The organism is Pseudomonadota bacterium (assembly GCA_039196715.1).
Lineage (GTDB): Bacteria > Pseudomonadota > Gammaproteobacteria > CALCKW01 > CALCKW01 > CALCKW01.
In genome coordinates, this window is the sequence record JBCCUP010000023.1 from 49642 (window position 1) to 60906 (window position 11265).

Consider the following 11265-nt stretch of genomic DNA (forward strand, 5'->3'; position numbering starts at 1 on the left):
TCACTCGCCGCCTTTGAGCTGTTTGCGGGAGAGGCCGAGCTTGGACATCTTGTCGTTCAATGTGCGGCGGTTGATTTGCAAGCGAGCCAGGACGGCACCGACCTGACCGTCACAGGCGATCAGTGCCTGCTCGATGAGGTACCGCTCGTAGGCCTGCACCCGCGCCTTGTAGGGCACGTCGAGGTCGTCGAGCTCGAAGGCGATGCGCTGAGACGCCGCCGAGCGCTGCGACATCGAGACGACGCGTGAGACGTGCGCCAGCAGGGTGTCGGGCTCGACGGGCTTCTCGAGAAAGTCGATGGCCCCCAGGCGCATTGCCGCCACCACGTCGCTGAGTTTCGCGTAACCCGAGATGAAGAGGATCGGCAGCAGCGGGCGGTGCATGCGCACGGCCTCGGCGAACGCGAGGCCACCCATGCCCGGCATGCGCAGGTCGGTGATCACAAGGTCCGGCGCCACGTCGGCCAGAATCGAGAGCGCGTGGGCGGGGTGGTCGGCGACGGTCACACTCTGGCCGTTGAGCCGCAGGAAACGGGCGTAGGCGCCGAGCACGTCGTGATCGTCGTCGACCAGCAGCAGGCGTGCGGTGGGTGTGTCGCTCACGGTGTGTCGGCGGCGTCCAGCGGCAGCCGCAGGGCGAATCGGGTGGTGTGCTCGGGGGTGCGCTCGTGTGACAGACGGCCGTGGTGATGAAAAGCGATCTGGCGCGCCAGGGCCAGCCCGAGTCCGAGCCCTCGGGTGTTGTCCTGGCCTTGCACGAAGGGTTCGAACAGCGCGTCGGAGAGGTCCGCGCCCACGCCGGGCCCGTTGTCCTCCACTGCCAGTTCAACCCAGCCGTCGGTCACGGTCGCAGTCAGCGTGACGCAGGGGGCGGCGGTGTCGGCGACAGCCGTCTCGGCGTTGTGCAGCAGGTTCAGCAGGGCTTGTTGCAGCAGCACCGGGTTGCCGTTGACGCGCTGGACCCCGACGTCGCCGTGCGTGCTGACGAGATCGGCCACGGGGGATTGCTCTCGGCGCAGCGTGTCCACCACGTCAGCGACCAGGTCGGTCACGCCGATCTCGGTGAACCGGGTGTCACCCGGCCGCGCCAGCGTGCGCAGCGCCGTCACCACTCGGCTGATGCGCTTCGTCGTGCGCTCGCAATCGCGCACAGTGCGCACCATTTCGTCGTGGTTGCCGCCCGGCTTGTCGAGCAGGGTGTGCAGGCTTGCCAGGTTCAACCGCAGGCTCGCCAGCGGCTGATTGACCTCGTGGTTGATCGCGCTCGACATGCGGCCCAGTGCGGCCAGGTTGGAGTTTTCGATCAGGGCGCGCTGCGCGCGCTCGAGCTCACGGGATTGCGCCTCGACCTGTTGGGTCAGGTAGCGGGCATGGTGCTGCTCGGCATTGGCCAGGTTGCGTTGGCGCCACCAGTCGCGCATGAGCAGCAACAGCAGGCTGAGCAGCGCCATCACGCTGATGAAATCGCGCACGACGGAGCCGAGTACGTGCTGCTGAGCCTGCAGGACGCCCACCCGCCAGTCCTCGGTTTCCAACTGTGCGCTGGCGGCAAAATACCGGTTGCCGCGCCAGTTCGCACGGCCGGCCTGCCAGTGTACGTCGGGCTCGGCCTGCGTTGTGATCGGGTAGTGTCGAACCTGCTGCAGGGTGCGCACGGCGTCGGTGGAGAGCGATCGTGTGGTGCGGTAGAGCAGGGCGGGGTCGCTCGCGAGGATGGTGATGCCGGCATCGTCGACGAGCACGGTGTCCTCGGCACGCGCCGACCAGATGTCGGCAAGGTGTGACAGCGACAGTTTGAACACCAGTGCCCCGATCACGCGGCTGCCGCCGAGCACGGGCTGGCTGACGAAGTAGCCCGGCTCGCCGGTGGTGGCGCCAACCGCGTACTGGGTGCCGCGCCGGCCCGCCATCGCGTCGGCAAAGTACGGCCTGAACCCGTAGTTGCGCCCGATGAAGCTGTGCGGTGTCGCGTGGTTGCTCGAGGCGACCGTGAGGCCGCTCCGGTCCATCAGGAACGCGTGTTCGATGTCGGTCTGCTGCTGGACTCGGCTGAGCAGGGTGTTGGCCTGGTCGGTGGCCTGCGGCGTCGGCTGCTCCAGTGTGCCCACCAGCCTCGGGTCGCCGGAGAGCACCGTCGGTAGCTCGGCCAGGCGGACCAGTTGGCTGTCGATCTCACGGGCGTGCAGCGTGGCCAGCGCTTCGAGGTCGATGTGTTGCTGGCGGGCAGCGTAGGCCCACAACGCGGCGGCGACGAGTGCGGACAGGGCCACCACGAAACCGACCTGGGCTGCGCCGACCCGTGACAACGGGGGCGTGGCGCTGTGACCCGCAGCGCCGAGCGGTGACTCAGACACCAGCCCGCCGTCGCGTTTGCGCGGGAGCGGGCGACGGCATCGCGAGACCAAGGCTCGCGCACCGTCGCAGCACTGGCGTACAATGGTGGGCTTTTCTGTTACGACGCCCGGTGCAGTCCATGAAGAAACTCGCAGTCTTGCCTGGGGACGGTATCGGTCCCGAGATCATGACGCAAACCGTGCGCGTCGTCGACGCGCTCAACGCGCGTTTCGGCTTGCAACTCGAGACCGCATCGCACGCGTTCGGTGGCGCCGGCTACGACCACGCCGGCACCCCGTTGCCGGACGACACCCTCGAGGCCTGCCGCGCCGCCGATGCGGTGTTGATGGGCGCAGTCGGTGGCCCGCAATACGACGGGTTGGAGCGTGCGTTGCGCCCCGAGCGCGGACTGCTCGGCCTGCGCTCCGCGCTCGACATGTTCAGCAACCTGCGGCCGGCGATGCTCTACCCGGAGCTCGCGGACGCGTCGTCGCTGCGGCCCGAGCTGGTGGCCGGGCTCGACATTCTCATCGTGCGTGAACTGACCGGCGGCATCTACTTCGGTCACCCGCGGGGCATCGAGGTGCGCGACGGTGTGCGCACGGGCTTCAACACCATGGTGTACAACGAAACGGAAATCGAACGCATCGCGCGCTCGGCGTTCGACGTCGCCATGGCACGCGACAAGCGCTTGTGCTCGGTCGACAAGGCCAACGTGCTCGAAGTGTCCGAGCTGTGGCGCGAGGTCGTGACCCGGGTGGGCGCGGACTACCCGGACGTCGAGCTGTCGCACATGTACGTCGACAACGCAGCCATGCAACTGGTGCGCGACCCGCGTCAATTCGACGTGATGGTCACTGGCAACCTGTTTGGCGACGTCCTGTCCGACTGCGCTGCCATGCTCACCGGGTCCATCGGTATGTTGCCCTCGGCCTCGCTGAACAGCGACGGCCGTGGTTTGTACGAGCCTGTCCACGGCTCGGCGCCCGACATCGCCGGTCAGGACATCGCGAACCCGCTCGCGGCGATCCTGTCGCTGGCAATGGCGTTGCGGTACTCGCTTGGCGAGGCCGACCAGGCCGACCGCGTCGAACGGGCCGTCGGCGCGGTGTTGGCCCAAGGCTTGCGCACCGCGGACATCGCACGCGGCGCTGACGCTGTTGGAACACAGGCAATGGGAGAGGCTGTGATCGCAGCCCTCGCGTAACCGCCGCACAGCGCTGCGGCTTCACTCTGGATGGGAGACTCATGAAAACTGGATTGGTGGGATGGCGTGGCATGGTGGGTTCCGTGCTCCTCGAGCGCATGCGTGCTGAAAACGACTTCGCGACCATCACCCCGACCTTTTTCACCACCTCCCAGACCGGCCTGCCGGCCCCCGCCGAGGCCGGGGCCGGGGCGGTCCTGCAGGACGCACACGACCTCGCGGCGCTGGCCGAGATGGACGTGGTCATTTCCTGCCAGGGCGGCGACTACACCAAGGCCGTGCATGGCCCGCTGCGGGCCACCGGCTGGGACGGCTACTGGATCGACGCGGCGTCGGCACTGCGCATGAGCGACGACGCGGTCATCGTGCTCGACCCGGTCAACCACGAGGTCATCGATCGGGCACTGAACGGCCAGGTGCGTGACTTCATCGGCGGAAACTGCACCGTGAGCCTGATGATGATGGCGGTCGGTGGGCTGCTGAACGCCGGCCTGGTCGAGTGGATGTCGGTCATGTCCTACCAGGCTGCAAGCGGCGGCGGTGCGCGCCACATGCGCGAATTGGTCGCGCAGATGGGCGCCTGCCACGATCTGGTCGCGGATCAGCTGGCCGACCCCGACAGCGGCATCTTCGACATCGACCGCGCGCTGACCGAAGGCATGCGCTCGGGTGCGTTGCCGTGTGAGGTGTGGCCGGTGCCGCTCGCGGGCAGTCTGATCCCCTGGATCGACACCGATGTCGGCGGCGGACAGAGCCGAGAAGAGTGGAAGGGGCAGGCCGAGACCAACAAGATCCTCGGGCTTGGCTCCGACCCGATTCCCGTCGACGGCACCTGCGTGCGGATCGGGGCGATGCGTTGCCACAGCCAGGCACTGACCATCAAGCTCACCCGCGACGTCCCGCTGGACGAGATCGAACAGCTGATCGCCTCGAGCAACGACTGGGTGCAGGTGGTCGAGAACGGCCGTGATGTCACCACCGAGCGGCTGACACCCACCGCCGTGACCGGCACGCTGGACATCGCGGTCGGGCGTCTGCGCAAGCTGTCGCTCGGGCCGCAGTACCTCAACGCCTTCACCGTGGGTGACCAATTGCTCTGGGGTGCGGCGGAGCCGCTGCGCCGGATGCTGCGTATCCTCGTCGCCCGCTAGGGCCGATGCTGCAAGTCGGGTTGCGTGCCCCGACCGCACAGGTCGGGGCCGACGGTGCCCAGCTGGCGGCACGTTGTAAATCATTGTCTATCATCAACAGGTAAGAGACCCGGCCGGTGACTGGCGCGTGTGCGCACGCTTGCGCTTACACGGTTGTTGGCGAGGTGTGCATTCCCAGCCAGGTTGTTCGGTTCACTAACACGGTGCCTGAAAAGTGAAAAAGGAATCCTCAAACGTGCGGAGTTTCGCAGGCGCGACTGCCGTGTCCATGGCCCTTGCGAGCGGTGGCGCGCAGGCACTTGGACTGGGCAGTATTCAGCTCAACTCGTCGTTGAATCAGCCACTGAGTGCCGACATCGAAGTGGTGACCGACTCGGCTGAGGAAGCACAGGGTCTGGTCGCAAGACTTGCCTCGCAGGAAGCGTTCATCAAGGCGGGCATCGATCGCCCCTTTCGCCTCACCGAACTCGATTTCGAGCTGCGCGAGAGCGATGGGCGCACCGTCATTCACGTCAGCAGTGCACAACCGATCAACGAGCCGTTTCTGAACTTCCTGGTCGAGGTGGGTTGGGAGCGGGGCAGCCTGGTTCGGGAATACACCGTGTTGCTTGACCCGCCGGTGTTCCTCGCCGAACTCGACGGCAGCGACGCGGTGACGGCAAGTGAATCGGGTGGGGCCGACGACCCCAGTCTGCCGCAGCGCATCGAGCGCGCCGAGGCCGGGGTGCTGAGCGAGGACGAGCTCAAGGCCGAACTCGAAGCCGTCAATGCGGTGATCGAACTCGACGAGACCGCCGACACCGACGGCGCTCAGATCGTCGAGCTCGAGGAAGTCGGCGACTTGCTGGTGGCAGCCCCGGCCCCGGCGCCAGCCGACACCGTGGCGGCTGTCGAGGCGTCGACCGACGGGGCCGAGTCCGCGGTGGTGACACCCGTCGCCGAGTCGGAAGGCAACAGTCAGCAGTACACCGAAACCATTCTCGAGGACATCGATTCGGTTGTCGCCGAGCTCGATCAACTCTTCGAACAGTCGCAGGGGGCGGGTGCGGCTGCGCCGTCGCAGCCGGACACGGTTGTGGTTGCCACACCCGAACCGACACCTGCGCCCACCACAGCGGCGCCGTCATCGTCCCCGACGGCTTCCGAGGTGGGACCGGTACGAAACGGCCAGACGCTCTGGAGCCTCGCCAAGGCGAACCTGCCCGCTGGCGCCACCATCGAACAGACCATGGTGGCCATGCTGCGCGCCAACCCGGCGGCCTTTGACGGTGACAACGTCAACGCCCTGCGTCGCGGTTCGATCCTGCGCATGCCCGACGCCGACACCGTCCAGGGGATCAGCGAGGCCGAGGCACGTCAGCTGGTCAACGCGCAACACACGGCGTGGCGTGCCCTGCGCGGCACTGAGGCGCCGAGCCAGGTCACCGCACGCATCGAGGCCGGTGAGGAAAGCGGGTCGGGAGCCGATGCTGCGGCGGCCGACGCTTCGGCAGCCGATGCTGCGGCAGCCGGGTCGGACAGCGAAGCCACTGCCGTGGCGGATCTCGCGGCCAGCGACGACGGGGACACTGCAGCCTCTGACGCCTCAGCGTCGACCGGCGAAGACACTGCGACCGACCTTGCTGCGTCGGCGACAGGCGAAGCCACAGCTGCAGGTGAGGCCACAGCCGGCGAATCGGCCTCGGACGATGGTTCGCTGTCGATCGTGGCGGGTGAGGCCAGTGACGGCGCCAGCGACGGCACACAGACAGACACCGCCTCGACCGCGCGCATCGCATCGCTCGAGCAGGAGCTCGCGGTGGCCCTCGAGGACATCGAGAGCGAGCGTCAAAACGCCGAAGAGATGCAGTCCCGGGTCCTCGACCTCGAGAGCGCAGTCGAGAAGATGAACCGGCTGCTAGAAGTGCGTAACGCTGAACTCGAGCGGTTGCAGAACCTGGGTCAGGCGCAAACCGCCGTCGAGGACGCTGCCAACGCCCAGATCGACGGGCTGAAGGCCGAGCTCGACGCAGCCAACGAGCAGCTCCAGTCGCTTGTGGCCGACGGCGACCTGCGCCAGGCGGAAGCCAGCGCTCGGATCACGGCCCTCCAGGCCGAGCTCAGCGCCGCCAAAGCGGCGGCCGAAGCCGAAGTCGCCCGTCTGACGGGCGAGGCGGAAGCGGCGAAGGCCGCAGCCGACGCTGAGGCGGCAGCCGCGGCCGAAGCAGCCGCAGCTGCAGACGCCGCCCGTGAGGCGCGGTTGGCAGCCGAGGCCAAAGCAGCAGCTGAGGCCGAAGCGGCTGCTGAAGCCGCTGCCGAGGCCGAGGCATCCGCCGCGGCACGGCTCGAAGCCGAAGCCAAGGCGGCTGCAGAAGCCGAGGCGGCCGCCGCAGCCGAGGCCGAAGCTCAGCGAGTCGCGGCAGAACAGGCCGAGGCGGCCCGGCTGGTGGCCGAGGCCGACGCGGCGCAGCCCTGGTACGCGCCGTTGCTCAACCCACGCAACGCTGCGCTGATCGGCGCGGGCTTCGCGGGCCTCTTGTTCCTCTGGTTCCTGTTGGCACGACGAGGGCGCAACCGTGACGAGGATCCCGAGCTCGCCGATGAGCTGGCCGACACCGTCATGGAGGAGCCGGCCGACGAGCTGGCCGATCAGACGCGCTACGACGCCGATCAGATCGACGACGAGCTCAGCGCCGACGCCACCACTGACGCGACCGTGGTCGCAGCGGCGGCCGGTGGGCTTGGTGCGGCTGGCGTGGCGGCGGGCTACGCCACTGACGATGCCGATGAAACCGTGGTCACTGATGGCCCGGACACGGAAACGTCGGAAGATGAATCGCCGCATGCGGACGTGTTGGCCGAGGCCGACGTCTACCTCTCCTACGGCCTGGCTGACCGTGCAGAAGAGCTGCTCGATGACGCTATCGACAAGGGCGCGGACGACGAGACACTGCACAACAAACGCCTCGAGGCGCTGTTTTCAAAGCAGGACGCCGAGACCTTCGCTGCGCGCGCGCAAACCTACAAGGATACCTTCGGTGACGGGACGGCCAACTGGTCGCAAATCGCCGGGTGGGGGGCTGCCCTTGCGCCCGCCAGCGCCTTGTTTGCAGGCGCGACACCGGACGCGCCTGCGGCGGTCGAGGAGGCGCTCGAGGCCACTGAGGTGGTCGAGGTGGTTGATGAAGGTGGTCTCAGCAGTCAGCTCGGTGACGACCTGGGCGACACGGCGCTCAGCACCGGCGATGGCCTGATCAGCGAACTCGAGAGTTTCGAGGAGACCGTTTCCGCCGATGTCGTGCAGGCGCCTGACCTGGCGTCCGATACGCTGGCGGACATCGCCGCCGGCGGCGAACTGGACAACACAGCCGTGGTGTCCAGCTTTGAGCAGGACGTCGATCCGCTCGACAGCACGGCCGAGCTGACGTTGGCCGACGACAACCTCGGACCCGGCGGTGCGTCGTCGCTCGAGGGCCTCGAGCTGCCGCCGTTGAGCGACCTTGACGCCACCGGGGACCTGTCCGACGGCACGCTGGTCGACGGCACGGCGACGGGTGAGTTCGAGCAGGTCCTGGACGCAACGGACGCAGACGGCACCGAACTGGGCGACCAGACGCTCGACATGGAACGGCTCGAGGCAGAGTTGCTCGAGACTGACCTCAGCGGCGACATCGGTGGCCTCTCGGACGAACTGGACTTCGACGCCGCGGGGCTCTCGATCATCGAAGAGGACGAGTCGGCCGACATGACAGCAACCGGTGATGAAGTCGACACAATGCTCGATCTCGCGCGTGCGTACATTGACATGGGTGACCTCGACAGCGCCGGCAGCACGCTCAAGGAAGTCGTGGCCAGCGGAAACTCGAACCAGGTCGAGGCAGCGCGGGTGCTGCAAAAGCAGCTTGGCTGAACGGGTAGCCGCTCGGAAAAGGGCGCCCATGGCGCCCTTTTTTGATGCCGCAGAGGGTCCGTGGTGAGGCTGGCGGCCGCCATCGAGTACAACGGGGCCGGTTTTGCCGGTTGGCAACGCCAGGGACACGCACCCAGTGTCCAGGCGGCACTGGAAGGGGCGCTCTCACGCGTCGCCGACACTGCTGTCGAGGTGGTGGCGTCCGGCCGCACCGACGCCGGTGTACACGCGCTCGCACAGGTTGTGCACTTTGACACGACGGTCGCGCGTCCCTCGCACGGTTGGCGCATGGGCGCCAACACGCATTTGCCGGACAGTGTCTGCGTGCACTGGATCGACCGGGTGCCCGACGACTTTCACGCGCGCTACGACACTCTCGACCGCTGCTATCGGTACGTCATTCTGAACCGCGACACGCGACCGGCAGTCGGGGCCGGCGCCGTGACCTGGTTCCGCAAACCGCTCGACGTGGCGCGCATGGAGGCCGGCGCTCAGGCGCTGATCGGCGAGCACGATTTCTCGGCCTTTCGCGCCGCCGGCTGCCAGGCCAAGCACGCGCGCCGGAGCCTCGACCGCCTGACTGTCGCGCGACAGGGCGAGTACGTGGTCGTCGAGGTGGTCGGCAACGCGTTTCTGCATAACATGGTACGCATCATCGTCGGTTGCCTGCTCGATGTGGGCACCGGTGCGCAAGCCGAGGGCTACCCGGGCGAGCTGCTCGCGTCTCGGGACCGCACCCGGGGCAGTGTGACCGCGGTGCCCGACGGGCTCTACTTCGTCGGGCCCCGGTACGCCGACGAGATCGGCGTGCCGAGCTGGCGCAAACGCAGCCCTTTTTTGCTGGCGGTGTAAGCGCGCGCAGGCACGGCATCCGATATACTTCGCACCCCATGACCACCAGCCAACCGCGCCGCACCCGGATCAAAGTGTGTGGCTTTACGCGAGCCGACCACGCTGTCGCGGCGGCGGAACTCGGCGTGGACGCCCTCGGCCTCACCTTCTACCCCAAGAGTCCGCGCGCCGTCGATCTCGGCCAGGCCGAGGCGGTGTGCCGTGCGTTACCGCCCTTTGTCACGGTGGTCGCGCTGTTTCTGGACGCCGACGCGGCCGAGGTCGACGAGGTACTGCGGTCCCTGCCCGTGTCGCTGCTGCAATTCCACGGCACCGAGAGTCCTGCCTATTGCAGTCAGTTCGATCGGCCCTACATTCGAGCGGTACCGCGCGATCAGCACGCGACAGCCGCGGCGTTTGAACGCGACTTCCCGGACGCTCGGGGCTTCCTGTACGACAGTAACGTCGCCGGCCAGGCCGGCGGCCTGGGTGAAACCTTCAACTGGGCAGGTGTTCAGGCCAGTGACGCGCGCCCGCGGATACTCGCCGGCGGATTGACGCCGGACAACGTGGCCGAGGGCATCCATGCCTTTCGACCGCATGCGGTGGATGTCAGCAGCGGTGTCGAGCGGACCCGCGGCCAGAAGGACATCGACAAGATCGCGCGTTTTGTTGCGGCCGTCGCCAACGCCGACGCCGCCCACCATTCGGAATCTGGATCATGAGCTGGTTTGACAAACTGATCCCCTCGCGGGTCAGAACCGACGGGCAGGGCAAGGGCAACGTGCCTGAGGGCCTCTGGTTGAAATGCGCGTCCTGCCAGGATGTGCTCTACCGGGCCGAATTGGATCGCAACCAGGACGTGTGTCCCAAGTGCGGTCACCACAGCCGCATTCGGGCGCGGGCGCGGCTTAACCGCTTCCTCGACCCTGACAGTGCGACGGAAATCGGCGGGGACCTCGAATCCGTCGACATGCTGAAGTTCCGCGACACCAAGAAGTACCGCGATCGGCTCAGTGCCGCGACAAAGCAGACCGGCGAGAAAGACGCGCTGATCGTCATGCGCGGCACGCTACACGCACAGCCGGTGGTCGCGATGGCCTTTGACTTCGCGTTCATGGGCGGCTCGATGGGCTCGGTGGTCGGCGAGCGGTTCGCCCGCGGCGCCGAGTTGGCGCTCGCTGAACGGATGCCGCTGGTGTGCTTCTGTGCCAGCGGCGGTGCGCGCATGCAGGAGTCGCTGTTCTCGCTTTTTCAGATGGCGAAGACGTCGTCCCTGCTCGCGCAGATGGCCGATCGGGGCGTGCCCTATGTCTCCGTGTTGACAGACCCGACCACCGGTGGCGTGTCTGCCAGTTTTGCCATGCTCGGCGACCTGAACATCGCTGAACCCGGTGCGCAAATCGGCTTTGCCGGCCGGCGGGTGATCGAGCAAACGGTGCGTGAAACGCTGCCGGACGGTTTCCAGCGCTCGGAGTTTCTGCTGTCGCACGGTGCCATCGACATGATCGTCGACCGGCGTGACATGCGCGACCGCATTGCCGCGATGCTGCGGATTCTCTGTAAGCAGGACGCCATCGAAACGCCCGAAAACGCGGCGGGTGCCGACCTCGAGAGCGCCTGACGCCGCATGGCTCCGCAATCCCTTGGCGAGTGGCTGAGCTACCTGGAACGCTTGCATCCCACGCCGATGGAGCTCGGACTCGACCGCGTGAGCGCGGTCGCGGTGGCGATGGGGCTCGAGCACTTCGCGTGCCCGGTGATCACGGTTGGCGGCACCAACGGCAAAGGGTCGACTGTCAGCTACCTGGACGCGGTGTACCGCGCTGCCGGGTACCGAACGGCCCTTCAGA

The 11265-nt window shown here is 67.3% G+C and carries 9 protein-coding genes; 7 read left to right on the plus strand and 2 right to left on the minus strand.

Annotated features, from left to right (window positions below):
• Nucleotides 1-603 (minus strand): response regulator, encoded by a 603-nt coding sequence (locus AAGA11_10270; protein MEM9603237.1) that lies wholly within the window; start codon nt 601-603, stop codon nt 1-3.
• Nucleotides 600-2354, minus strand: coding sequence for a cache domain-containing protein (locus AAGA11_10275; protein MEM9603238.1), 1755 nt, complete (start codon nt 2352-2354; stop codon nt 600-602). Before AAGA11_10275 ends, AAGA11_10270 begins: the two co-directional genes overlap by 4 nt.
• 119 nt (nt 2355-2473) lie before the next feature.
• Between AAGA11_10275 and leuB the strand changes: the two genes are divergently transcribed.
• The 7 genes from leuB to AAGA11_10310 all read left to right on the plus strand — a co-directional run.
• Nucleotides 2474-3541 (plus strand): 3-isopropylmalate dehydrogenase, encoded by a 1068-nt coding sequence (leuB, locus tag AAGA11_10280; GenBank protein MEM9603239.1) that lies wholly within the window; start codon nt 2474-2476, stop codon nt 3539-3541.
• A 41-nt stretch (nt 3542-3582) separates the two neighbouring features.
• Nucleotides 3583-4692, plus strand: coding sequence for an aspartate-semialdehyde dehydrogenase (gene asd / locus AAGA11_10285; protein MEM9603240.1), 1110 nt, complete (start codon nt 3583-3585; stop codon nt 4690-4692).
• A gap of 235 nt (nt 4693-4927) precedes the next feature.
• A complete protein-coding gene (locus AAGA11_10290) occupies nt 4928-8581 on the plus strand; it encodes a FimV/HubP family polar landmark protein (GenBank protein MEM9603241.1) in 3654 nt (1217 codons plus the stop codon).
• Between the two features lie 63 nt (nt 8582-8644).
• Nucleotides 8645-9433 carry a tRNA pseudouridine(38-40) synthase TruA gene (gene truA, locus AAGA11_10295; GenBank protein MEM9603242.1) on the plus strand — a complete coding sequence of 263 codons (789 nt, stop codon included), beginning with the start codon at nt 8645-8647 and terminating at the stop codon, nt 9431-9433.
• Between the two features lie 38 nt (nt 9434-9471).
• Nucleotides 9472-10137, plus strand: a complete 666-nt coding sequence (locus tag AAGA11_10300) for a phosphoribosylanthranilate isomerase (protein MEM9603243.1) — start codon at nt 9472-9474, stop codon at nt 10135-10137.
• Nucleotides 10134-11036 (plus strand): acetyl-CoA carboxylase, carboxyltransferase subunit beta, encoded by a 903-nt coding sequence (accD, locus tag AAGA11_10305; GenBank protein ID MEM9603244.1) that lies wholly within the window; start codon nt 10134-10136, stop codon nt 11034-11036. Before AAGA11_10300 ends, accD begins: the two co-directional genes overlap by 4 nt.
• Before the next feature lie 6 nt (nt 11037-11042).
• The coding region (locus tag AAGA11_10310) for a bifunctional folylpolyglutamate synthase/dihydrofolate synthase (protein MEM9603245.1) at nt 11043-11265 on the plus strand (223 nt) is incomplete at its 3' end.

Excerpts from the sequence above, each read along its gene's own strand:
- leuB (MEM9603239.1), top strand. The coding sequence starts at position 2,474 with ATGAAGAAACTCGCAGTCTTGCCTGGGGACGGTATCGGTCCCGAGATC.
- accD (MEM9603244.1), top strand. The coding sequence starts at position 10,134 with ATGAGCTGGTTTGACAAACTGATCCCCTCGCGGGTCAGAACCGACGGG.
- asd (MEM9603240.1), top strand. The coding sequence starts at position 3,583 with ATGAAAACTGGATTGGTGGGATGGCGTGGCATGGTGGGTTCCGTGCTC.
- AAGA11_10300 (MEM9603243.1), top strand. The coding sequence starts at position 9,472 with ATGACCACCAGCCAACCGCGCCGCACCCGGATCAAAGTGTGTGGCTTT.